Raw genomic sequence first — 24,582 nt, 5'->3', positions numbered from 1 at the left:
TATGGCAATCCGGCAGTGGTACTAAGCTGTACGTTTTTTGCTCTAGTCTCGACGGGCTAGTCAGAAGGTTGTAGTCTGTGTCCATGAGCTCGCAGTCGCGCAGGTCGAATTCGAACCCGTCGGGCAGATTGCTAACTCATATTGCGTCTGCATCGGTGTTAGCTGCCACACTGATATTTGAAATAAAATCGTCAGCCTATATTGGGCAAGGCGCAAGTTTTCTGGAATTTATTCCGGCTATTATTATTATCGCTTATCTCGAAGACCGCGTACCTGCGCTCGCTGCGACCATTCTGATGGTTGCTGTCGGGCTGTGGGCACGAGGACACGATCAGATTTCAAGTGGAGACTGGGCACGCGCAATCCTGCTTCTGGTTTCGGGTGGCGTGATTGCCATGACCTTCCATCGTCTGCGGCAGGACTTGCGTGAGTTGCTGGAAGTCGCGGAGGCCAGGCTCGCTGCCGTCGAGGCGACCGAAAGCCGCTATCGTTGGGCCTTCGAACGTGCTGCCATGGGATTCGCGAACACCAACAAGAAAGGTGAGTTGCTGCAGTCCAACAGACGCCTTTGTGAGATGACCGGGTACAGGGAGGAGGAGCTTGCCCAATTACAGCTTGATACGCTCGCCCATCCGAACGACCGGGATACCTTGGCGCAATTGCTGGCGAGGCTGGGCAATGACATTTCTTCGTTCGTTTCGGAGGTGCGTCTGTCACGAAAGGACGGTACGGCATTCTGGGCCAGGCTAACGCTTTCTTCGTCCGTGCCCGAGGGTGGCCTCTCGGAGAGCATCTTCGTGGTGGTCGACGATATTTCGGAACGACGCGCTGTTCACGAAGCGCTTCGGGCCCAGAAGGAATGGCTGGACCTCGCTCTGTCTGCTGGACGCTTGGCCACGTGGCGCATAGACCTTAAAGACGGGGTAGTCACGGGCTCGGACACGTTCTGGGACATTCTCGGCCTGGCCCAGGCCAATAGCCGCAGTTTGGAGGAGCTGTCAGCTGTCGTTCATCCGGCGGACTGGCCAAAGCTGGCGGCATCGAGAAAGGCCGCACCATCGGTCACGAATTACGATGTCGAGATACGCGTCCGCCGACCGGACGGACATATCCGCTGGGTTGCCCTGCGCGGAAGGGAGGAAAGACATGATGATGGTGGACAACGGCTTGGGGTGGCCGCCGACCTGAGCGAGAGACGACAAACCACGCTGCTGCGCGCCGCGGCAAAGAAGCGGGAGCGCATTATGCTCGAACAGCGTCACAGATTCGGCAACGTTTTCGCGGTGATCACGGCGCTCGTGAAAATGGTCGATGCTCCTGGAAACAATGTTGCCAAATACAAGGAAATGCTGATCGACCGGATACGCGCGCTTGAGGCAACCCATCTGCTTCTTTCACGCAACGGCAGCGTATCGGGGACGCTAAACGATCTCGTTGCGCAAGAATTGCAACCATATATGGGAACACGCGCCATATCGGTCGGCGGTCCTTCCGTGACGATGTCGGGAGGCGCCGCCGAGAGTTTTGCGATGATCGTTCACGAGCTTGCCACCAATTCCATGAAGTATGGAGCGCTTGGCGATCCAAAAGGCCGGATCGACGTAAGCTGGACGTTCGCACCTGAAGACACAGGCAGCGAGATCGGGTTCGAGTGGGTGGAATCGGGGCGGCGGCGGACCTCGAGCGTAGTCCGTCATGGCTTCGGTTCCATGATAATCGGAGTGGATGGAGCGCCGCTTGTCGGTCACTCTCCCAGGCTGGAAATATCGGACCAAGGGTTACGGTATTCGCTGCGGCTGTCACGCAAGGAAATCGGATTGTAGTGCAGTGCTCCAATCGCAAAGCAGATATCTAAAGGCGGGTCGCGCTGAGCGGCCTTTGAGATGCGCAGGGTTCCTTCCAAGAATGTCGTCGGCCCAAAGCTGCGCCGCGGCTTTGGGATATGCAGTAAAATGCATGAGGAGTCTTGCGACGCCGTTTGCACGTCCAAAAGGACGCGCGGCGCTCTAGCTGGCATGTCTCGAAAGCCAAGTCTTCAGCATAACGGCAGCCTCGGTCCGATTGCGTACCCCCAATTCACGCAGAACCGCAGCAGCGTGGATTTTCGTGGTCGCCTCCGCGATTTCCAGATCGCGCGCAATTTCCTTGTTTGAATAGCCTTCCGCCATCAGCTTGAGGACTTCCTTTTGCCTCGAAGTCAGCCTGCCAAGGTTGACGCCAGCGGTACGCCTCTGTGGGCCTTTGTCGTCGGAATGGGTATGCGCGTGGGTTGTTTGCGTCGCTCCCGGGCGTGACAGAAGCGCAGGAACATAGATGCGGCCGGAGAGGATTTCATTGACGGCCAAAACAACCTCTTCGTCGGTCTGCGATTTTACGATGTAGCCGTGAAGCCCGATCGACAGAGCTGTGAGTATTTCCGAGCGTGAATCGTTTCCGGAAACGATCGCAAATCGCGTGTCCGGATAGGCAGACAGGATCCCGCCGAGCACTTCTTGATTGAACAGGCCCGGCATATTCAGATCCAGGATCGCAAGATCCACGAACGACTGCTCTGCCAGCAAACTGAGCACCGCGTCGAAACAGGACGCTTCAAAGATCTCCACACCTGGAATGCCTGCGGTCAGTGCCAATCGCAAGCCGCGACGATACAAGCCGTGATCGTCGGCGATGACGATTCGATACATTGAACTACCCCAACGCCTATCTGAATGGATTGAACGGTAATGGCCTGAAAATCGTGGCCATCCACTCGTCGATTCATCCAGCCGACGCTGCGGCACCCCCAACACCGCAAACGCCAGATTTCTAATATAATCTTAAATGACGGGAAACGCTCCTCTTTTTTTGCCCCTTGTGAGCGAAACCCGCCGAACGTCGTCGAACATACGTTCTGACCTTTTGGACAGCTGACAGACCGGCCGGTCGTTCAGCAGTGCTATAGGCCTAAAGATATAGAACAGCAAAACGGCTGAATTGTTACCATTCGAATGCACGACGACATCCACCCTGACGGCCACATACCATCCAGATGCAATGTCCGGATCAGGGGACAGTGGAGTAATCTCACCGGTCTTCTACGGGAAATCTCACCGGTTCTTCTGAGGGGACAAGAACGCGTTTCCCGGGTGCTGACCAGGGCAGGATAGCCGGCCCGTGACGATGGCGTTCAGGCCGAATGAACAAGGGAGGACCAGGATGAAAGCGGTTATTCAATGTGGAGGAATGGGAACACGCCTCCGCCCCTTCACTTCGGTCTTGCCGAAGCCGCTCATGCCGATCGGCGCACGGCCGGTTCTCGAGATGCTTCTGAAATGGTTGCGACGCAACGGCATTCAGGAAGTTTATATTACAACCGGGTATCTCGGCCACTTGATCCGCACCGTGTGTGGAGATGGCTCGCAGTGGAACCTGAAAATTCGATATACGCAGGAGATGGAGCCGCTTGGCACCATCGGGCCACTGTCTTTGATCAGGGATGAACTGACGGAGCCATTCATCGTTCTCAATGGCGATGTCCTCACGGATCTAAGCCTCAGTCGATTTGTAGCAGCGCACCGTAAGCACACCGATCCAGTGACAATCGCAACAGCCTGTCGCCTGATCAAGATGGATTTCGGCGTCATCGACGAAGTCGACAATACCGTGCAGGTCTTTCGCGAGAAGCCGACGCTTTCGCATCTGGTCAGCATGGGAATTTACTGCATGAACCCGGATGTTCTGCAGTTTATCCCATCCGGCATACCCTTTGGGTTCGACGACCTGATGCTGCAGATGATGCAGAACGGCACAACCGTGCACGTGTACAAGCATGAGGGTCTCTGGCTCGATATCGGGCGCGTCGACGATTTTCAGAACGCACAGACCATTTCCTGGGAAGACCAGTCGGCCTCGATCGAGGTCACTGCGACGGCTGCATGATGATGATGAAGTCACGAGCCCGGTTCCCACAGTTATCAGTCTAGGAGGTTGTGATGCTCTTGGTCAGTGCCCCGATCTTGGGTGTGCCGGAGAAGACTGCTTTGACCAGGGTCATCGACAGCGGCTGGCTGACCATGGGGGAGCAGGTACGAGCCTTCGAACAAGCTTTTGCCGACGTTCATGATGCGGAGGATTGCGTCGCGGTCAGTTCTTGCACCGCAGCGCTTCATCTCATTTTGCACGCACTTGGCATCGGACCGGGCGACGAGGTGCTGGTGCCATCCTTGACGTTCGTGGCGACCGCAAATGCGGTCCTCTATGTCGGTGCGACGCCGGTTTTCGTCGACATCGAGTCAGCCGACGTGCCGCTGATGTCGATCGTGGAAGCCGAAGCGAAATGCACGGCCCGCACCAAGGCAATCATTCTCGTTCATTTCGCCGGCTACCTCGCCGATCGGGAACAATGGCAGAGGTTCGCCCGTGCCCGGGGGCTACACATCGTCGAGGACGCCGCGCATGCGCCGGGCTTGAAGGAGGTGGGGACATTTGGTGCCGCGGCCGCCTTCAGCTTCTACGGCAACAAGAACATGACCACGGCGGAAGGCGGGGCTGTGATCGCCAGGGATGCCGGTCTGCTCGAGACAATCCGCCAGGCGCGTGGACATGGGATGACCACCGGGACACGTCAAAGGCTGAACAGCCGCACCCCTCAGTATGATGTCACCATGCTCGGATTCAACTATCGCATGGACGAATTGCGGGCTGCGATCGGACTGGTCCAGCTGCAAAATCTGCAGGAGTGGAATGAGATCAGGCGTATCCTGGTCATGCTGTATCGTCGTCTCATAGCGAAGCATTGCCCAGCCGTGACCATCCCGTTCCACGAGCCGCGGACGTCGGCCTACCACATCATGCCTATCCTTTTGCCACGTTACGCCGACAGGCAAGACGTCATCGACGCACTGCGCGGGCAAGGGATACAAACCACTATCCACTACCCGCCGGTGCACCAGATGACGCTCTATCGTGAGCTCATTCCCGGTACTCACTTACCGCGCACTGAAGATTTCGCCCAGCGCGAACTGACTGTACCGCTGCATCCGCAGATCACCGCACCTTTGGTCGAAACGGTGGTGGTCGCTCTTGCCGCAGCGGTCAATAACTGCGCTCAGACAGGAACAGCCGCATGAATGCCCTGGACCTAGCCATTCACAGGCCTAACGGCTCGAGCGCCGCCCATGGGTCTGCGAGACGAGCAATCGATCTCGTCATTGCTGCAGCCGCGGCGATCGTCTTCGCCCCGCTGATGCTGCTGATTGCCGTGGCGCTGCTGCTGGAAGGCGGTCGGCCCATCTTCTTCGCACAGACCCGCGTCGGGGCCGGTGCTCGCCCATTCCGCATGTACAAGTTTCGCAAGTTCAGCGTGCAATGTGACCCCGGTGGCTTGGCTCTGACCATGGCCGATGACAGCCGCATGACACCGATAGGACGGTTCCTCGCGGTCACCAAGTTCGACGAACTGCCACAGCTTTGGAACGTCTTCAGAGGCGAGATGGCAATCATCGGGCCACGCCCGGAGAGCCTTGCCTTCGCCGATTGTTTTCGCGGGGGCTTCGAAGACATTTTACAATACAAGCCAGGCTTGCTGGGTCCAGCCCAGGTTCTCTTCCGGCATGAAGCCCGTTTCTATCCGCGATCGATGGACCCGCTACTGTTCTATCGCCAGGTTCTGTTTCCTGCCAAAGCCAGGCTCGACCTTTCCTATTATCCGCAGCGCACGATCGGGTCCGATGTTGTGTGGATGGTGCGCGGCTTGCTGGCGGTGCTTGGGGTGGTTTCGCCGTCGCCGATCGGAACTTGAGAGCAGGTGGAACACCCGCACTCTCGTGGATTTGCAAAGTCAGTGCCTCACGTCATAGGGGGAACGCTTGGGTCATGGCATACAAGGGCAGGAAAGTTCTGGTTACCGGTGCCGACGGATTCATCGGGTCGCATCTCACCGAAGCACTCGTCCGTAGCGGCGCGGACGTCACTGCGCTGGCTCTCTACAATTCCTTCGACAGCCACGGCTGGCTGGACGATTTGCCGGACACCATTCGAAGCCAGTTGAACCTCATCCGCGGCGATGTTCGTGACAGCGCCTTCCTTAACCGGATCGTGCGTGGCCAGGCGGTCGTGTTTCATCTCGCCGCACTGATAGCTATCCCATATTCGTACGCCGCGGCCCAGTCCTATGTAGAAACGAACATCCTGGGCACGGTCAACGTCCTCGAAGCGGCGCGCCAATGGGATACGGAGCGTGTGGTGCACACCTCGACAAGCGAGGTTTATGGCACCGCGCTGACAATGCCTATCAGCGAATCGCACCCGTTGCAGGGACAGTCACCATATTCGGCATCCAAGATCGGCGCGGACATGATGGCGGAGTCCTACGCCAGATCGTTCGACATCCCTGTGGTTATCATGCGGCCCTTCAATACGTACGGCCCGCGCCAGAGTGAGCGGGCCATAGTACCGACCATTATACGCCAGGCTCTCGACAAGAAATGCCCGGCGATCATGGTGGGAGACACAAGCCCGATCCGCGATCTTACTTTCGTGGAAGACACCGCGGCGGCGTTTTTGACCGCAGGTTCCGCCGAGCTCGAATTTGGCCATGCCTACAATGCCGGAAGCCAGCGCGCCGTGACGATCTCGGACATATTGGATCTGGTGATCGAGTTGAGTGGCTGCAAGAAACCAATCCACCGGGACGAGCGCCGCCTGCGGCCGCAGAATTCCGAGGTGCGTGCCTTGCTGGCCGATTCTTCGCTCCTCGAAAGCAAGACTGGATGGCGTGCCCAGACCAGCCTGCGCGAAGGCCTGGAGCGGACCATCGGATGGTGGCAAGGGCGCCTCAGCGAAGGCCGGGTGCGACACGAGATGGGCTACATGACATGAGCTTTCGCCCGGGAGGATTGGCTCTGTTGATTGCGGCTGCCTTGTCGTTGGATTTGACCGTGGCAGGCAGTCGGCAAAGCAGCGCGTCGAGACAATTTGTTGCGCCAGTGACGATGGACTTGCCCGATTATCTCCAACCCGCGACCGACCCAGCCTTCGGGACAATTTTCATGCGCATTACCAAGCCTGGGGCCCTTGGGAATGGAGTCGTATGCGAGAAAAAATTCTGCAGCCACCGTTATTCCAGCGCCCAGGCCTGGAATTCGGACCAGACTCTCCTCGTCATCACCAACGGCTGCAATGGCATGTGCTTTTTCGACGGGCAGACCTATGTCCCGCTCTTCCGTCGTGCTCGATCGGCTGAATGCGAATGGCATCCGCAAAATGCCGATCTGATGATCTGCGTTCAGGACCGGAAAATTTCGACCTGGGCGCCGCGGACCAATCGCGAAGACGTCCTGTTCGTTTCACCGAATTATCGTGATCTTCAGTTCGGGCCGTCCAAAGGCAATCCCAGCCGTGACGGCGATCGCATAGCAGTGCGCGCAATCCGTGGGGATGGCGCGATGGTTGTATTTGCCTATGATCTCAAGCAGCGCCGGAAATTTCCGGACATCGATCTTGCTCAGCTTGCCGGAACCGTCAGCGCCTGCTCGATCTCCCCGCTCGGTGCGAACATCCTGTGCTTTCAGAATGTGAACGAGGACACAGAGCAGCGGGCTATTTTCTCCGTCGACGGGACGTTGCGGCAGAGGTGGACTGACCATCATCGCCCCGGCCATGGCGATATGACGGTGGATAACGACGGCAGCGAAGTTTTCGTGGGCATCAGCAAGTCCGACCCTGACAAATATCACGTCATCAAAAGGAGGCTGGGCGACGGAAAGGTCACCTCACTTATGAAGTTTGGCGAAGCCGAGCATGCATCCCTGCGGGCATTGGACAGGCGCGGTTGGGTGTTCGTAAGCTATGGCGGCAAGCCGGAAGAGATATCTGCCAATCCCGACTGGGCGCCATATGCGCGAGAGGTGATCGCGCTTCGCCTCGACGGCAGCGGGGAGGTTCGACGCATCACGCAAACTCACAACGTCCCGTCCGATTACTGGAGCGAGACCCATGCCTCGCCATCCCCCGACGGCTCGCAGGTAATCTGGTCGAGCAACTGGGGCGTGCCTGGCGGGCCGGTCTACGAATTCGTCACCCGTCTCGATTGGCCGGAAGAGCCGCGGTCGAACCAGAAGGAGATTGCCGCCAATGGTCCTCGTTGATCGAATGCTTCTTGTCGTGTTCGGTATGCTGGCTGCCATGAATACGGCTGCTGCAGCGGAACCGCGGGTCGCCTATCGACTTTCTGCCGGCGACACCGTCGAGATTGGAATTGCCTCCATCCCGGAGCGAACGCAACGTGCGGTGGTCCAGATGGACGGCACGATCGCGCTTCCCGAAGTCGGGATGGTTTCGGTGGGGGGCTTAACTCCGGCTGAACTGCAAACGCGCATGCAGACGATCTTGCCGACCAAGATATTCCACCAGCGTCTGCCTGATGGGCGGGAGCAAATGATCGTCATCAAGCCGACAGACGTGACCGCCGTGGTTGCGGAGTACAGGCCGATCTATGTGACCGGCGACGTGCTCACTCCCGGACAGCAGGCCTACCGCCCGCTGATGACCGTGCGGCAGGCGATTGCCGTGTCAGGCGGTTTCAGCCTTTTGCGGTCCCGGGCAAACCAGGTTGGCCCGGATCCGGTGGATCTGCGGCGCGATTACGAGTCGCTTTGGGGGGAATATACGAGAGATTATTTTCATAGCGCCCGCATCCGCGCCGAACTTCAGGACAAACCGACTTTCGACATGCAGCCACCACAAGGATCTCCCTTGCCGGCAAGTTTTGCGTCGGCGATCGCGCAGGCTGAAGCGGAAGGGCTGAAGCTCTCGTTGGACAACTTCCGGCAAGAGCAGGGCTTTCTCGAAAAAAGTGGCAAGGATGCTGCTGCACAAACCGAGACCCTGCTCAAGCGCGAGCAGGCCGAAGCGGATGGAGTGAAGGCGGACGAAGACGAGCTGGCGCGCGTAAGGAAAGCGTTTGAGTCCGGAAATCTAACCAATACCCGGCTTGCCGATGTCCGGCGCGCTTTGGTTCTTTCTTCCAGCCGAGCACTCGAAACGTCGGTTGAGCTTATGAGAGCACGACGTCAGCAGGACGATTTTACCAGACAGCACGAACGCAATGTCAACCAAAGAAGGATGGGTCTGCTGACTGAGTTGAAGGATACCAACGTGCGTCTTGCCGACGTTAGCGCAAGACTTCGCGCCGCCAGCCAGAAGTTGCAGCCCACGGGAGCGGCCGCTCTGCCGTTGCCGGTTGCCGGCGAAACGATCCAGGCCGAGGTCACGATCATTCGCAAGGTCGGCGAAGAATGGCGAAAACAGCTTGCCCAAGAAGACACCGAGGTCATGCCGGGAGACACGATCGAGGTCAGATTCAGCAGCGCTCTCGAAAATGCGGCGACCCGATAGATCGGCTGCGCCCCGATCCAATCGGCCGCCGCACTGTCGGTTGAGTGTGGGCAACCGCTTTACTGCCTGAAAGCTCTGGAAAACTGGTCGGTGAGGGGCTTCATCAAGTAGGACCAGACACTGCGCTCGTCGGTTCTTATGTGGACTTCGGCGGGCATGCCCGGTTTGAGTATTTTCTCTCCTGTCAGGCACGTCGCTTCATTCTCGACGTCGATGCGCGCCGAAAAAAAGGAAAGCTGGCGTTGCTGATCCTTGATCAGATCCGCTGAGACGCGCTTGACCGAGCCTTCGCAAGCAGGTGTGGTGCCGGCGTCGAACGCTGGAAAGCGGATCGACACCTGCTGTCCGGGATGAATCTCGTCGATACGCGACGGAGGAATGGAAGCGTCGACGACAAGGTTGTCGGAATCGGGCACAATCATCATGAGCACCTCTCCCGCGCCAATCACGCCTCCTACGGTATGGACCGAGGATTCTTGTACTGTGCCCGATTGCGGGGCACGAATGTCTGTCCTGCTGAGTTCGTCTTCGGCCACCACCTTGCGCTCACTGAGCTCGGTCTGCTTGGCTTCCGTTTCGCGAAGTTCGTTGGTCACGTCGCTCCGCATTTGTTCGTCGAGCTGAAGCACCTGCAGGTCCGTTTCACTGATGTGAGCTTGGACCTCTGCTATCGCTGCGACAAGGCGTCCCGATTCGCCGCGAGCCCGGGTCTTGTCCAGGCTGACATTGCTCAACCTCTCCTTGGACACCAACTTCTTTGCGTAGAGAGATTCGACATCCGCAAGGTTCTTGGTCAGCAGATCCAGAGACTCGTCCGTTGCAGACTGCTGCGATTTGAGGCCATCGATCTGACGTTCCAGCTGCTTCGCGCGGCTTTGTAATTGTGCCTTCTGGCCAGCCAGCGCCGCAGCACGGCTTTCAAACAAGGCACGCTCGCCACTGACAAGTGCCGCCACTTGCGGGTCGCCCATTTGAGCGCGAAGGTCGGGCGGGGTCTGCATTTCCGGCAGACCCTGGCGCTCGGCCTCCAGTCGGGCCAGACGAATGGTGGCGCGATTGAGGTCCTCGGTGACTATCTGCAGGTTTGCTCGGGTCAATGTGTTGTCCAGCCTGACCAACACATCGCCGGCCTTCACATGATCGCCGTCCTGAGCGAAGATTCCGCCGATGGTGCCGCCGGTTTGATGCTGGACTTTTTTAATGTTGCTTTCGACCACCACGGTTGCGGGCGCAATCACCGCGCCGGCAATCTTGGTCAATCCCAACCAGAGCCCGCCGCCAAAGATCAACAGCAAGCTGGTTGCCAGGCCCAAGAGCAGATTGGCCCGGATGCCATCCGGCTCTGGCTTCGTCTCCAACGAACGGCCTTCGCCACCGGCTGCGACGTATGACACGGCAACAGCAGAGCGATACCTCGCATATGCCCGGCTGCACCCTTGTGCGGCGGAACGACAATGTGCTGCTAGGCTCCGGACCAGAGTACCCCAGGGTAGATTGGCTCGAATCCCATCCGGCTGCGGCTTCTGCCCGGTCGGCGGGCCTTCGCCGCCAACCGCAGCATATGACGACATGGTCACGTTAGACACTAAGCAATACCTCACGCATGCCCGCTTGCACCGTGCTGCAGCGGAACGACAATGTTTGGCTTGTCCGGGCGCGGGAAGGGCCGGACCACATTTGCCAGAACGTCTTCGCGCGAGCCGAACGAATGGAGCATCCCGTTCGACAGGACGAGTACCTGATCGATGTTGACGAGAGCGGAGGGGCGATGCGCAACGACGATCACGATACCGCCGCGCCGACGCACTGCCAGGATTGCGCCGGCCAAAGCAGCATCACCGTCTGCATCCAGATTGGAATTTGGTTCGTCAAGAACGACGAGGAATGGATCGCCGTAAAGTGCCCTGGCAAGCCCGACGAGCTGCCTCTGCCCAGCCGAAAGGGCCGCGCCGCCTTCTCCGATGCGTGTTTGAAAACCCTGCGGAAGACGCATGATCATCTTGTCCACGCCCGCGGCCTTGGCAGCTGCCAGCACGCCTTTTGCGTCGCTTTTACCGCCGAACCTCGAAATGTTGTCGGCGATCGTCCCGTCGAACAGCTCAACGTCCTGCGGCAGGTAGCCAATATGAATGCCGAGCAGTTCTGAGTTCCACTGATCGAGCGAGGCGCCGTCCAATCTTACCGTGCCACGAAGCGGCTTCCATGCGCCGACCAAAGCGCGCACGAGCGTGGTCTTGCCGGAGCCGCTCGGGCCGACGACCGCCAACCCTGCGCCTCTCGCCAAGCGGAAGCTTACATTGAAGATGGTGGGCTTCTGCAGGCTTGGTGGCGCGACGGTCAATTCCTCGACCGCAAGCTCAGCCTTCGGGCCGGGCAGTTCCATTGGCTCTTGCTGGCTATCAAAAGCATCCAGGGCTGCCGCCAGCTCGGAATAGCTTTTGCGGGTTGCCAGAAACCCTCTCCAGTTTGCGATCGCCACATCGACCGGTGCCAGCGAGCGGCCCAGCAATATGGACGATGCAATGATCACGCCGGGCGAGGCCTCGCCTCCGATCACAAGGTAGGCACCAAGCCCCAGCACACATGATTGCAGGGCCATTCGGAGCGTCTTCGACAGTGAGCTTGCTGCGCCGACGACGTCGGAGAGCCGTTCCTGGTTCTTCAGATAAAGATGACTGACCTCGTTCCAGCGCCGGCTAAGCGGGGCGGAAAGGCCCATCGCCTGAACAACCTCTGCGTTGCGGCGGCCGGAGTCGGCCAGAAGCCGCTGCGCTACGAGTGTCTCAGATGCACGAGCCGCTGGTTTGCGGCCGATGATCTCGGCAACCACCGTCAAAAACACAACGGCACATGCGCCGAGCGTTGCCAGCACGCCAAGCGCGGGGTGCAGCAGATAGATGACCACCATATAAAATGGTATCCAGGGAGCGTCGAACAAGACTGTCGGCCCGAGCCCGGAAAGAAAGCCACGTAGCTGGTCCAGATCACGAAGCGGGTGTACCCGGTTCGCATCCGGCCCGGCGACGAGGGGCAGGGAAAGCGAGGCTGCGAACGCTTTTTGCTGCAGATTTCTATGCAGGCGGCTGCCGATGCGGACCAACAGGCGAAGCCTCACGAAATCGAGGAGCCCATAGGCCGCGTAAAGTCCCAGCATCCCGACTGTAAATCCGATAAGAGTCGGCACGCTCTGCGAAGGCAGCACGCGGTCATAGACCTGGAGCATGTAGACGGAGCCGGTCAAGGCGAGGATATTTATCAATGCCGAGAAAACGCCTACGCCGACGAGGCCGTGCACACAGCCGAACATTGCGGAGCGGAGATCGAGCGAGCGCCCTTTGGTCGACTTCATGATGTGCGCTCGTTGACGCGAAATTGCCGCGCAATCTCGTCGATTCTTTCGATGAGGGACAAACTTTAACCTTCCGGGAAGCAGCAGCCCCGCCCCGCTGCTGAACATTACGAATTGCTTACATACGTGCCTTCTTTGATTAAAATGTAGCAAAATCGTGACGCCAGGCTGAGAATTCGGCAACTGGCTCGCCAGGCTGGGGATAACCGGGTCAGGTAAGGAGATATTCCTAATCATGACACCCGGCAGAAGCTTATGATCATCTTTGTAGCATCAAGGCTTCAAAGCGTCTGGCGACGGATGGGTTTTGATTTTGTCGATCGAGAGTTAAACGGTTTTGAGATACACTTCATCGGTACGTCGGCCACCAACGCCGGCTAAATCGGGGAGGCGAGTGTCGTGAGCGAAGAGATCAATGTTGCCGATGCCTACGGCAGGGGGCGCAGCACCTTCATGGGATTGCAGTTGCTGGTCTCGCCCGGTGCGCTTGTTCCTCGGCCGGAAACGGAACTGCTCGGCAAGGCCGCTCTCGATGTCCTGAGCCAACTGAACCTGCCGGTGCCTCGCGTTGTCGACATGTGCTGTGGGGCGGGCAATCTGGCGTGCGCCATCGCGCACCACGCTCCCACCGCGCGCGTGTGGGCAAGCGATCTTACCGACGGATGCGTGGAGGTCGCGCGCCGCAACGTCACCCATCTTAAAATCGAGGACCGGGTAACGGTGCTTCAGGGCGACTTGTTCAGCGCCTTCTCAGGCTTGGAGCTCGACGGCACTATCGACGTGATCGTTTGCAACCCGCCCTACATTTCGGAAAAACGGCTCGAGGGCGACCGTTCGCATCTGGTCGAGCTCGAGCCGCGTGAAGCATTCGCAGCCGGCCCCTACGGCCTGAGCATCCACATGCGGGTGCTCAAGGAGGCGCCGCGCTATTTGCGGCGCGGAGGCATCCTCCTTTTCGAAGTGGGGCTTGGCCAGGACCGGCAGGTCATGAGTTTGCTCGAGCGTTCCAAGGCCTATGAGAGTATCCGGGCAGTCACCAACCAGGCCGGTGAGGTCAGGGTGGTTGTGGGACATACGAGGGCGCAGGCGTAAGCATCGCAGCCGCGGCAGGTAGACGCGCTGTCGCGGCTAGAAACGGCCGGGAAGCTGAAACAGAGTTGCGCGAGATTTCGGAAATCAGTTTCTCTTGCGTCAGTTTCTCTTGCGCATGACGTATTGCGCAATTCCCTCGATGGAATCGAGATTCTCCGGCAGCAGCTCGCTGTCTTCGACCGTGATGCCGAAGGTCTCCTCGATGAAGCCGATAACCTCGAGCACACCCGTCGAGTCCACGATGCCCTGGTCGAGGAGCGAGGTGTCGCTCTCCAGGCTCTCGGGATCGGCTATATAGAAATTCGAGGCCAGGAAAGCGCGAATTTGTTCGCTGCAGGTATCGGTTCTATCCTTGGTAGATAACATTTATTTCGCCTCCGGTACAAAAGATGAATGCTGATCAACTTCGCCCTGGTACCGACTCATGACAGGGCCGTTTTTTTGAGCTTACCCGTGTCGGTCATCGGCAGACTGGGTACGATGACGATGGACTTCGGAACCATGAAGTTTTCCAGCCGTCTCTGGCACTCTTTCTGCAACTGCTTTTCACCGATCATGCTTCCCTGCTCCATCACGACAAATGCCTTCACTGCTTGCCCGAGCAGTTCGTCCGGAACGCCGATGACCGCGGCTTCCCGTACGCCCGCAATGTTCATCAACACGTTTTCTACCTCCTTCGGCGCTATCTTCTCTCCGCGCGATTTTATGATCTCGTCGCCGCGACCGACGAAGTAGAGGTAGCCCTCGGCGTCCATCCGGCAGTAGTCGCCGGTGTATAGGACCTGCTCACCCGGCAGCGGGCCGGGCTTGAGCTTCCTGGCTGTCGCCTCCGGTTTGCCCCAATAGCCCTTCATCACCGTCGCTCCGCGGATGACGAGCTGACCAACGATGCCGGGGCCGACCCGCCTGTCATGCTCGTCGACAATCCACATTTCCGTATTGGGGATGGCGATCCCGACGCTCGACGGCTTTCGCTCCAGATCCTCCGGCGGCAGGTAGGTGCAGCGCTTGCATTCGGTAAGGCCGTACATCGAATAGATGCGGGCGCCAGAAAACAGCTCTTGCAGCAGGAGAATGTGCTTGAGCGGCAGGGCGGCCGCAGTGTTCGTGACGTAGCGAATACTCGAAAAATCCTGATCCCTGAGAGACCTGAGCTCCCCGAGTGCGGCGAAGATGGTCGGTACGCCGGGAAAACCCGTCACCCTTTCTTGCTTGATCAGCCCAAGGATCTGCGCCGGGAAGGCGAATGAGCGCTCAAGCACCAGCCGGGCGCCCGCGCCGAATGCCATGATCATCTGGTAAAGACCGTAGTCGAAGGCGAGCGGCAGGACATTGAGGATCACCTCGTCTTCGGCAAGCGCCAGGTATGAGGAAATCGAGGCGCACGCGGCGATCATGTTTCGATGCGTCAGCATCACGCCCTTGGGCTCGCCCGTCGAGCCGGACGTATAAATGATCGCAGCGAGATCGATGTCGATGCAGCGGCGCCAGGGCGGCGTGCTGCCGGCTGCCGCGACCGCAGCGTCCCAGCGCACAGCATGCGGCAATTCTTGCAGGTCGCTGTGTTCGATCGGCCCGGAGACGATCATGCGGCGCAACGATGGGCAATTCCGCGCCGGCTCCCTGAAAATCGAGTGCAGGTGTTTGTCGGTGATCAGTGCCGTCGGGCGGCAATCGTTGAGCAGATAATCAAGCTTGTCGCTTTTGGTGAGCGGATTGACGATGCACACCACGGCGTTGGCCTTTAGCACCGCCCAGAACGCAATGACGGCCTCGACAGTGTTGTCGGCGAAGACCACCACGCGATCGCCACGCGCAATTCCGGCATCGGTCAAATGGTGCGCTATGGCGTTCGAACGCATATCGAGATCGCCATAAGTGACGCGTTGATTGCCGCACACCAGGGCCACCTTCTCGCCGAGCCGGCTGGCAGAGTGGGTGAGATAGTCGTGCAGGAGCGGTACGGCGCCATGCATCATGCGAGCACCTCTTCGCGGTGTTCGCGGTCGATATCGATGCTGAGCTTGAGCGTGCGGGCCCCACTTGGACGGCTCGCGATAAATTGCCGATGGAGAAGCTGCGTCGACAGCACTCCGACCAGCGCCATATTGTCGGAGTTGGACAGGTCGCCGCCGCCGGCGCTGGCCTGGCACTTGCTCAAGAGCCGGGTAACCGACTTGGGATCGAAGACGTTCGCTTCGCGCAGCGCCGCCTCCGAAAGTGCTTCGCGAATGTAGGCCGGAGCGCCATCTGCGACAAAGCAAAGCGCGTTGGGAGCCCGGTAAGGCTGCTTCTTGCGGGTGACGATTTCCGACGGCACGATCGGTTGCGCTACGCGCTTCAGCACATGCTTTTCATCGAGCACGCGCAGCTTGTAGGCGGCCGGAAGCGAATTCGCGAGTCTCACGAGTTCATGATCGAGGAACGGGAAGCGCCCCTCGACGGAATGAGCCATCAGCATTCTGTCCCCTTGTGAGGAAAGCAGGTATCCCGACATCAGCGTCTGAATCTCGATATACTGGTCCTGCGCAAGAGAGCCCCATCGCGAAAACTCCGGCGGCAGGCGGGCAAGCAGCTCGGACACGGCGTTATGGCGCTCCGTTTGGGCGCGCATGTCTGCCGAAAACAGCCGCTTGATGGCGCTTGTGGTTCGCCAGCGCGTGCCATGCGCAAAACCAGGCGCGTCACAGGCGTGGATGTCGCGCCCGAAGAACTGGCGTGCCATCGCCTGCTGCTGTACCGGCGAGCGGCTGAGATAGGGATAGAGGCGCTCCAGCAGCCGCGAGCGTCGCGTCGAGGCGGGCTGGCGTCCCCAGAAGCGGCGGACCTTGCCTTCGCGGAACAAATCGTAGCCGGCGAACATTTCGTCGGCCCCTTCGCCGGTCAGCACGACCTTGATGCCATGCTGGCGCACCAGTCTCGAGAGCAGGAACAGCGGCGCCGGCGCGGTCCTGAGGATTGGCCGCTCGGTGTGGTAGATCACCTCAGGGAAGATGCCAGCGATATCGCTGCGCGAAACAACCACCTCATGATGGTCACTGCCGGCCACGCCGGCAACCAGGCGCTGGAAATGCGTCTCATCATACTCGGCGTCGGCAAAACGCAGCGAGAAAGTCTGGAAGCGCTCGCCCGCGAAGCGTCTCCCCAGCGTGGCGACCAGCGAGCTGTCGAGCCCGCCGGACAAATAGCAGCCGACCGGCACGTCGGCGCGTACTATCCTGAGCGCCGTCGCGGCGTCCAGGGCGCTGCGCACTTCCTCCACCGCGTCATCAAGCGAGCCGGTGAATTCATCATCGCCGGGTCCGTCAACCTCTGGATAGTCAGGCTTCCAAAAAGCCCGCTCCCGGACGACGCCGCTGTCATAAATGCGGATATGCCCCGGCGTGAGTTCGCTTACTCCTCCAAACACGCCTTGTGGCGGCGCGACAGTCCAGAGTGTGAAAGTCTGATCGATGCCGGCTGGATCGAAGGCGCGGGGTATATCCGCATCGGCCGCGAAAATGGCCTTCACCTCGCTGGCGAAGTAAAGCCGCCCGCCATGCTCGCAAAAGTGCAGCGGGCAAATGCCGAACCGATCCCGAGACAAGACGAGACGAGCTGCCACGGAGTCCCAGATGGCGACTGCCCACTGCCCATTCATTCGCTCGAAGGCGGCCTCGCCCCACGCATGATAGGCATGGACGATGACCTCGGTGTCGCTGCGTGTGCGGAAGCAATAACCGAGCGCAACCAGATCTTGTCGCAGCTCGACGTAATTGAAGATTTCGCCGTTGAAGACGATCCACATTGTGTCGCCCGCGCCGGCGAGTGGCTGCTGGCCGCTTGCGAGATCGATGACGGACAGGCGGGCATGCGCCAATCCCGCACGTCTGTCCCGGTAAAGGCCGCGTTCGTCCGGGCCGCGATGCGCCAGCGCCCCCGCCATGCGTATCAGCGCATCCCGGGAAGGGGGCGCCGCTGCGGCGCTCAGCGACACAATTCCGGCGATGCCGCACATCGCCTAGCCCTCGCCCATTGAAGAGGACACCAACGGCCGCGCGTGAAGATAACGTGCGGCGCGCCGCTTGCTGTCGATATCCTTGAAAACCTTCTGGACCTGCATCACCGTGAGGCTGGTTGCCTCAGCGACGTCTTCGTCGGCGATCCCATGGTTCAAGCCGTAGAGGCACAGATCCATCAGATAATAAGGAAGCGCGAAGTAGAACTCCTCCTGACTCTGCGCCATCGAGAAGGTGTCCGTGGTGGGCGGTCTGCGCCGGACCTCTTCGTCCACCCCAAGATATTCGGCCAATTGGTAGACCTGGGTCTTGTAGAGGTGGACGATTGGCATCAGGTCGGCAATTCCGTCGCCCTGCTTGACGAAGAAGCCCTGGTCGTACTCCAGGCGGTTCGGCGTGCCCGCTACCGCGTAGTTGAGGCGGTCGGCATGGTAGTATTCGGTCATCTTGCGCAGGCGCTGCTTGTAGTTGGTTGCAGCGACGATCTGCAGATAGGCTGCCGACGGCAGGCGCACTGTGTCGGTCCTGCCCTCGGGGTCCTGAACCGTGAGGCGCGTGATGTTGAGACCGTTGCTCTCGAGAACCGAGGCGAGCACCAGCTTGCATTTCCAGCCGTCCCCATATTCGGGAACGACGGTCTGGATTGCTTCGGTCTGCCGTCTATAGGCGCCGGTCGCTTCCAGGGCCGGCGTTATATCCTCCAGGATCGTTTCGATACCAAGGTGTGCGGCGACAATGCGGCCGAGCCTCAGTGAGTCGCCGGAGGAATGGCGCTCCGGCATGAATATCCCGAGGACCTTGCCTTTCCCAAAGGCGCGAACACACAACGCCGCAACGACGGAGCTGTCGATGCCGCCTGAGAGGCCGACAACCACGCCTCGACGTCGCAGCGTGCCAAGGACCTGCTGGCGCAAGATCTGGACGATGCGATCGACTTCCGCGCCAGCGTCGAGCACCAGGGCGTCTTTGCCGAATGATGAGATCAGGTCGATGGCTTGTACTCCAGTTTGCGAGACTCGATTGGCGAATAGGTTTTCGCCACCGCTTTCTCGATAAGGGGACGATTGGTGGTAAGGTGAGGCTCTACAACCAGATCGATGTGGCTGCCGACGATCGGAATCACGTCCAGATGGGCGAAGACGTTATCCCAGCCGATTGCCAGAGGCATTCCGGGTCGAGCACAGCGGAACAGGGTGCCTGTGATCGGCAGAGCCGGCTTTGGCTCGGCCACCCACTGGAAGAAGGCTTGCGCGCGCAAAACCTCTTGCAGTTCTAGTTTGGTTCTAAAGCTCGTCGCGTTGAACTGTCCTTGAGCGAAGCGGTCGAGAAACTGGACCAGTTGTGCCTCGCGCTTCATTGCCACGGCAACTTTCGCGAGGGCGCGGCAAGCCATCCGGTAAGCGGACACGCGGTTGGTTCGGATTCGATTGACTGTGCGCGTAAACGTCTCCCAGCGGGCGCTTCGCTCCCCGACGAGGCTGGTGTCGAGGATGCCGAGGAACTTTACGGTTCGCCCCGCTGCCAGCAGCCGCGCCGCAACTTCGAAGGCAACAGCGCCGCCGAGCGAATGGCCGAGAAGTCGTACATGGCCCGAGGGTTGGGCGCGGCGGATCTGGTCGACGGCGGCGTCGGCCATATCGGCGAGGCTGTCTTGTCCGCGCAGTATCATAGCCAGGGCCGGATACCTGATCGGGGCAACACGGGTCACCTTGCCCATCGCTGCTGCAAAGGCAGCAAGGCTCGGGCCATAGCCGACGGACCCGGGGAACAGAAAAAGAATGGGAGGGTCGTGCTTCTGGGCGCGCGCGCTTTGATCGCCTGCCTGGGCGGACACGACCGCCTTGATCATTTGCTCCAGGCTCATCCCGACGGTGAAGGCCTCAAGGCCGAGTTCCTGCCCGATGGCGCTTTCGATTTCCATGACGCAGTGCAGCAGCTTTAGCGAATCTCCTCCGGCGTCATCCCAGCGTCCTGCCGCTACGCGCGTATTGAGAATGCTGGTCCATGCCCGCTGGACGACCTGCTGCGCGGTCAGCTTGCCTTGCGGCTCGAGCGGACGCGCGGTCGCCGCTGTCTCTCTGGCTGAAAGATCCATCTCTGCAAGTGTCGTGATGTCGACTTTGCCGCTCGGCAGACGCGGAATCTCGGCGATCGTGTGCAACCGCAAGGGACGCAGCGGCGGCGGCAGATTGGTCCTGACAAGCTGGCGAAGCTCGTCCGAAAAGGTCGCTTCGGCCGAGCGCCGAGGAATAGCAAAGGCGACAAGCTCATTCGCGGCCGTGACGATTGCCACGGCATCCGCGACAGAGGGTGCACAACGCAGCACCCGTTCGAGTTCGGCTGGCTCGACGCGTCGACCGTTGATTTTTACCTGGCGCCCCTTGCGACCGACGATGTGCAGTAGGCCTTGATCATCAAGTCGAACGAGGTCACCTGTCGCGAAAATCCGAAGGCCTGGATCGTGCGGGTCTGATGTTGCCGGCACAACCGCCCCCTCCTCCCAATGGCCAAGCAGGACATACGGGCTCCTGATCAGAAGCTCTCCGCTGCGGCCCGGTTGAACGCGGCGGCCCGCTTCGTCGACAATTGCGAAGGCGATTCCAGGCAGCAGCCAGCCAACTGGAACCGAATCTCCATGCTCTGGCCAGTCTCGCGGCAGGAACCATTGCGAGCCGGTGGTCTCGGTTGACGAATAACCGATCTGGATAAGGCACGTATCGGAGACGGCCTTGCGCAGCAGGGCGATGTCGGTCCAGGGCACCTTCTCGCCACCGATCCGGGCGACTCTGAGTGAATGGAACGCTTCTGCAGGTCCGTCTGCCATAAGCGCGCGAAGCAGTGCCGGCACCAGATAGGTGATTGTCACGTCTTCGGATCGCACCAGGCGTTGAACGGCGCGCAAGCCGACCGCTTCGACTTCGACCAGATGCAAGGTGGCGCCGGTGAGAAGAGCAGCAAGAATCTCCCGGCACCCGGCGATTGTGGCCGGTCCGGTCAATGGCAGGAAAACGTCATCCGAGTTGATGTGGCACGCATCGACATATTGCTGGACCCGGCACAGCAAGCTGCGCTGGCTGTTAACGATGCCTTTGGGCCGGCCCGTACTCCCTGACGTATAAAGCACGATGGCGGGCGCATCGACCGAGACGGAATAAGAACGAGGCACTTGCCCAGCCTGCGAGGCCGCACTGGTCGACACATCGATCCAATTGACCAGGTGAGGCAAACCATCGGGTCGGACATTGCCCTCGCCCAGGACAGCCGAGAGCCGCGCCCCGGCCACGATTTCAAGGATACGCGAGCTAGGATCTCGCGCGTTGAGTGGCACCGAAGGCCGCCCAGCCGTCATGCTTGCCAGCATGGCAATGGGATACCAGGCCGAGTTGGCCTGAAGAATCCCTATCGCCTGTCCGTCTGGGACGGCCGCCGCGATCTGGTGGGACAGCGTCTCGACTGACCGGAGGAGCTGGGAATAGGTCAGACGATTGGCGCCGTCGCTGATTGCAAGCTTGTCGGGGTACTGGCGGACGACATTTCTCAGGTGATCGAAGGCCGCAATGTTGGTAAAATCGACGCCCAATCTTTGAAATGGGCGCAGTACGGGACCACCCTGATCCAGTGCGTATTGTGGGACACTTGACCAATTATCCGAGGTCGTTGTCTGACAATCCACCGCTAGATCCTGATCCGCGACTTCTGATCCCAAATATGCCGAAGACATGAGTTGCCTACGCTAAGATTAGGGTCACTTATCGCCCCCCGCCCCAATCTTTTCATCGATCATTCTGATGATGCCCCGATCTTCGCTCAATGACGCTTGGTTAGTCACTTCGCCTGTTTCGCAAGCCGCCGGCAGAGCCAATCATGCCGGGCTCGCTGGCTGTTGTGGTGCGCATGACACGGACACATGCCAAGGCGGGCTCGAAGACCAAGGTGGGGTCGAAGATGGAATTGCCGCTATTCAGGCATATTGCCTATTCGGTGGTTCTTCCGGACGATACCGCCGATGTTTCGGTGTCGGAATAGCTGCCGGGGACGAAACAATAGGCATAGATCTGTCCCCGATTTTCGTCGGTCACGCGGATCCAATCCTTTTCCCACGTTCGGAAGGTAATACGCCCGCCCGTCATCATAGCTGCGGCTCTGAACGGACTCGGCGCGTTGACAACGCGCACCGAGATAACATCGTCGCCGTCCATACGCTCGACGAGATACGTCTGCATGAAAGCCTCCCCATGCCCCGCTAGATCACCCGCACTTTAACGCCGGCTAATGAATTCGGTTGCAACTGCTTGGCGAAACTTTGGGTCCGATACTTTCCGTACCCACCGGCAACTTGGTCCTCCGTATCCGTCAGGTTTTTCAGCGACGGGATGCCAGTTCAGGGGATGGCAGGCTGATTGCGGCCATGCCGGCGACATGCCAATCTGCGCCGCAACGTTAGGCCTTCGCCTCCGCGGGCAATGGAAAAGGCGCTCGAATGGGCTCCTTTATGCTGTCCGTGATCTGGCATTCTGCCCGTGATTTGGCCTCATCGGACGACCCTGCAGGCCTTTGCGAGACATCCACATAGCGTGGCGTCGCCATCACCGAGGCATAGCAATGTGCGTCGGCGGAGAAATGGGACGGTTCGAGGTTTTCTGAACCTGCCTCACGACGACTGCGTCGTGTCGACGATCCGTTGGAACAGATGGCCTGGTGCTGGAACGTCAATCGTATTTGGCCAGGAAGCGCCCGACGGCGCTGAGGCAGTCGTGCTTTTCCTCCACATGCGGCATGTGGCTGGAATTCGGGAAGACCAGGCCTTCAACGCACGGGATAAGATCCAGAAAGGGCTGGACGCAGGCCTCGGTCGCTTCGTCGTAGAAGCCGCGGAAAACCAGGGTCGGCGCCTCGATCCGATGCAGGCGGTCAACGATGGTCCAGTTCCGCATCGTGCCGATGACGTGGAACTCATTCGGACCGTTCATGGTGTGATAGACGGTCGGATCTTCCTCGATTGCCGCAAATGTCCGGGCGACCTCTGGCGGCATCGGAACGACGCGACAGACATGACGGTCGTAGAAAGCCTTCGTCGCCGCAACATATTCGGGCTGATCGGTGGTTCCCGCCGCTTCGTGCCGGTCGAGCGCACTTTGCACATCGGCTGGCAACTCGGCGCGCAATTGCCGGGCTCCTTCCACCCACAGCGCCATCGAGGCCAGCGAATTGGCCAGGATCAATGCCTTCAGCCCCTCAGGGCGGCGCACGGCGTGCTCGGCCGAGAGTATGCCGCCCCAGGACTGGCCGAGCAGGGTATAATGGCCGGCAATGCTGAGATGGGCGAGCAACGCATCGAGTTCGCCCAGGAAGAAATCGACGGTCCAGAAGTCGCCGCCCTTGTCCGGCAGATGGGTCGATTTGCCGTTGCCGATCTGATCGTAGTGGATGACGGCTCGCCCGGTTCCGGCAAGCTCCTTGAATGAGTCCACATAGTCGTGGGTGCAGCCCGGTCCACCATGAGCGACGACCAGGGGCACCTTGCCCGACCCGATGTCCCCGGTCACACGGTACCAGGTGCGATAGCCCTTGTAGTCGCTAAATCCTTCGGTGATCGCATGTGCCGTCACAGTCCAAGCTCCGCATCATGGCGCGGCAGGAGCCACTTTGGTGCACCCCTCCCAAGCCTTGTTTGCGGCCGACGGTACTAAGCGGCCCAGCGCATTTACAGCTAGCACTATTTATAGGTTCGCCGGTTATGGGTTCGCCCGAGGCAAGGCCGATCGCCCGCAGGTCGCGAGCCTCAATGCTCCGGTTCGAGCAGCCGGTAATGGGCGGCGAGCGCGATGGCATGGAAGCGGTTGCGCGCGCCAAGCTTTCGCGTCGCCGCGTTGAGGTGCAGCGTTGCGGTAGGCACCGCGCGGCCAATCTCACGCGCAACCTGCTTGGCCGTCAGTCCGGCAGCGGCCAGGCGCAGGCACTGACGTTCGCGCGACGTCAGATGGACATGTTGGCAGGTGCGGATTCCGGCGTCGAAACCGGCGTAGGCGGAGTCATGCAGCAGATGACCCAGATCTCCGATCTCGGCGATCAAGGGTCTGGCTTCGAGCTCGAACCCGGCCTCCGGATCGGCACGGATCGCAGTGAAGGTGGCGAGATCGCCGCCGGCAAGGCGAATGGGTACGGTGACGCCGCAGGTCATCCTGGTGTCAAGCAAATAGCTGACCACAGGATCGTGCTTGGACTGGAGCACGCGCTGCATGACGGTGCTCTGAACGCCGCTGTGCGACCAGAGAAACGGTCTGGATACGGTGAGCGCGGCCTCCTGCACCGGGTCAAGCTGATAATATCCGCCCTTGCACCAGAGATCCTGCATGTCGCGCGGCACGTTGCGCAGAGCCATCAACGAGGGCGTGATAAGCTCGCCCTTGTGACTGACCGGCACGGGCGTATAGTCGTAGATGAATGCGGTGAAACCGATAGGCTCCAGCACCTCCGTTGCCACCGCCATGGCAGCGTCGATGCTCATTCCGGTTTGGAACCGGCTCTCTAGATCGCCTGGAAGGCTTTGCATCGGGCAAGCTTACCCGCTGATGATTGCTTGTCAAATAGCCATGTCGGCCGGCTGCTCAACAAATAGGCGGGGATAAGCCTGTCCGACCCTATCTATCTTAATAGCTATCCCGTCCGGCTTCGCTCGCCGTAGTCTTTTGCGATTGGGCCAAGTAGCGGACACCGTTCGCAAACCCAGACTGTTTCAGCCGCGCAATGGTCGATCGACCGGGCTCA

Annotated in this window: 19 protein-coding genes; 8 read left to right on the top strand and 11 right to left on the bottom strand. The window is 59.8% G+C overall.

What is annotated here, in order from left to right; translation table 11 throughout:
* Positions 1 to 83 precede the first annotated feature (83 nt).
* A complete protein-coding gene (locus NKI72_RS23720) occupies positions 84 to 1,823 on the top strand; it encodes a PAS domain S-box protein (protein WP_352821425.1) in 1,740 nt (579 codons plus the stop codon).
* Positions 1,824 to 2,006: 183 nt separating this feature from the next.
* Here the strand turns inward: NKI72_RS23720 and NKI72_RS23715 are convergent, their stop codons facing one another.
* Entirely contained in the window at positions 2,007 to 2,684 is a 678-nt protein-coding gene (locus NKI72_RS23715; RefSeq protein ID WP_023675618.1) for a LuxR C-terminal-related transcriptional regulator, read from the bottom strand.
* Positions 2,685 to 3,195: 511 nt separating this feature from the next.
* Here NKI72_RS23715 and NKI72_RS23710 point away from each other — a divergent pair.
* The 6 genes from NKI72_RS23710 to NKI72_RS23685 all read left to right on the top strand — a co-directional run bounded on the left by NKI72_RS23710 (position 3,196) and on the right by NKI72_RS23685 (position 9,375).
* Positions 3,196 to 3,918 (top strand): nucleotidyltransferase family protein, encoded by a 723-nt coding sequence (locus tag NKI72_RS23710; RefSeq protein WP_023675619.1) that lies wholly within the window; start codon positions 3,196 to 3,198, stop codon positions 3,916 to 3,918.
* Positions 3,919 to 3,971: 53 nt separating this feature from the next.
* The gene (locus NKI72_RS23705; RefSeq protein ID WP_352472522.1) at positions 3,972 to 5,108 is read left to right on the top strand and encodes a DegT/DnrJ/EryC1/StrS family aminotransferase; all 1,137 of its coding nucleotides are present in this window, start codon (positions 3,972 to 3,974) and stop codon (positions 5,106 to 5,108) included.
* Complete coding sequence (locus NKI72_RS23700; protein WP_352541723.1) at positions 5,105 to 5,779, top strand: sugar transferase; 675 nt, start codon at positions 5,105 to 5,107, stop codon at positions 5,777 to 5,779. The genes NKI72_RS23705 and NKI72_RS23700 overlap by 4 nt, the downstream gene beginning before the upstream one ends.
* A 74-nt stretch (positions 5,780 to 5,853) precedes the next feature.
* The gene (locus NKI72_RS23695) at positions 5,854 to 6,858 is read left to right on the top strand and encodes an SDR family NAD(P)-dependent oxidoreductase (RefSeq protein WP_352472469.1); all 1,005 of its coding nucleotides are present in this window, start codon (positions 5,854 to 5,856) and stop codon (positions 6,856 to 6,858) included.
* Positions 6,855 to 8,126, top strand: a complete 1,272-nt coding sequence (locus NKI72_RS23690; RefSeq protein ID WP_352835885.1) for a TolB-like translocation protein — start codon at positions 6,855 to 6,857, stop codon at positions 8,124 to 8,126. The genes NKI72_RS23695 and NKI72_RS23690 overlap by 4 nt, the downstream gene beginning before the upstream one ends.
* Positions 8,113 to 9,375, top strand: coding sequence for a polysaccharide biosynthesis/export family protein (locus NKI72_RS23685; protein WP_352835883.1), 1,263 nt, complete (start codon positions 8,113 to 8,115; stop codon positions 9,373 to 9,375). Before NKI72_RS23690 ends, NKI72_RS23685 begins: the two co-directional genes overlap by 14 nt.
* Before the next feature lie 59 nt (positions 9,376 to 9,434).
* On the opposite strand, the gene NKI72_RS23680 is transcribed toward NKI72_RS23685, so the two are convergent.
* Both NKI72_RS23680 and NKI72_RS23675 read right to left on the bottom strand, forming a co-directional pair.
* Positions 9,435 to 10,733: an HlyD family type I secretion periplasmic adaptor subunit gene (locus NKI72_RS23680; protein WP_352472472.1), complete on the bottom strand. Its 1,299-nt coding sequence runs from the start codon at positions 10,731 to 10,733 to the stop codon at positions 9,435 to 9,437.
* 239 nt (positions 10,734 to 10,972) lie between these two features.
* Positions 10,973 to 12,724, bottom strand: coding sequence for a type I secretion system permease/ATPase (locus NKI72_RS23675; RefSeq protein ID WP_352472473.1), 1,752 nt, complete (start codon positions 12,722 to 12,724; stop codon positions 10,973 to 10,975).
* Between the two features lie 399 nt (positions 12,725 to 13,123).
* On the opposite strand from NKI72_RS23675, the gene NKI72_RS23670 reads away from it, so the two are divergent.
* Positions 13,124 to 13,816, top strand: a complete 693-nt coding sequence (locus tag NKI72_RS23670; protein ID WP_352472474.1) for a N5-glutamine methyltransferase family protein — start codon at positions 13,124 to 13,126, stop codon at positions 13,814 to 13,816.
* Between the two features lie 99 nt (positions 13,817 to 13,915).
* On the opposite strand, the gene NKI72_RS23665 is transcribed toward NKI72_RS23670, so the two are convergent.
* From NKI72_RS23665 to NKI72_RS23630, 8 genes are all read right to left on the bottom strand, one after another.
* Positions 13,916 to 14,182, bottom strand: coding sequence for an acyl carrier protein (locus NKI72_RS23665; RefSeq protein ID WP_023675628.1), 267 nt, complete (start codon positions 14,180 to 14,182; stop codon positions 13,916 to 13,918).
* Between the two features lie 56 nt (positions 14,183 to 14,238).
* A complete protein-coding gene (locus tag NKI72_RS23660) occupies positions 14,239 to 15,795 on the bottom strand; it encodes a class I adenylate-forming enzyme family protein (protein WP_352835880.1) in 1,557 nt (518 codons plus the stop codon).
* Positions 15,792 to 17,813, bottom strand: coding sequence for an asparagine synthase (glutamine-hydrolyzing) (gene asnB / locus NKI72_RS23655; protein ID WP_352835877.1), 2,022 nt, complete (start codon positions 17,811 to 17,813; stop codon positions 15,792 to 15,794). Before asnB ends, NKI72_RS23660 begins: the two co-directional genes overlap by 4 nt.
* Positions 17,814 to 17,816: 3 nt before the next feature.
* Complete coding sequence (nadE, locus tag NKI72_RS23650) at positions 17,817 to 18,800, bottom strand: NAD(+) synthase (RefSeq protein WP_352472523.1); 984 nt, start codon at positions 18,798 to 18,800, stop codon at positions 17,817 to 17,819.
* Positions 18,797 to 21,535, bottom strand: a complete 2,739-nt coding sequence (locus NKI72_RS23645) for an AMP-binding protein (RefSeq protein WP_502898619.1) — start codon at positions 21,533 to 21,535, stop codon at positions 18,797 to 18,799. Before NKI72_RS23645 ends, nadE begins: the two co-directional genes overlap by 4 nt.
* Before the next feature lie 253 nt (positions 21,536 to 21,788).
* Positions 21,789 to 22,037 (bottom strand): hypothetical protein, encoded by a 249-nt coding sequence (locus NKI72_RS23640; RefSeq protein ID WP_352472478.1) that lies wholly within the window; start codon positions 22,035 to 22,037, stop codon positions 21,789 to 21,791.
* 486 nt (positions 22,038 to 22,523) lie between these two features.
* Positions 22,524 to 23,423 carry a proline iminopeptidase-family hydrolase gene (locus tag NKI72_RS23635; protein WP_352835870.1) on the bottom strand — a complete coding sequence of 300 codons (900 nt, stop codon included), beginning with the start codon at positions 23,421 to 23,423 and terminating at the stop codon, positions 22,524 to 22,526.
* A 173-nt stretch (positions 23,424 to 23,596) separates the two neighbouring features.
* Positions 23,597 to 24,322, bottom strand: coding sequence for a LuxR family transcriptional regulator (locus NKI72_RS23630; protein ID WP_245274646.1), 726 nt, complete (start codon positions 24,320 to 24,322; stop codon positions 23,597 to 23,599).
* Positions 24,323 to 24,582: the final 260 nt, after the last annotated feature.

The sequence above is a fragment of the Mesorhizobium sp. M0437 genome, from assembly GCF_040321335.1.
Classification (GTDB): domain Bacteria; phylum Pseudomonadota; class Alphaproteobacteria; order Rhizobiales; family Rhizobiaceae; genus Mesorhizobium.
This window is presented reverse-complemented; position numbering and strand designations above follow the sequence as displayed.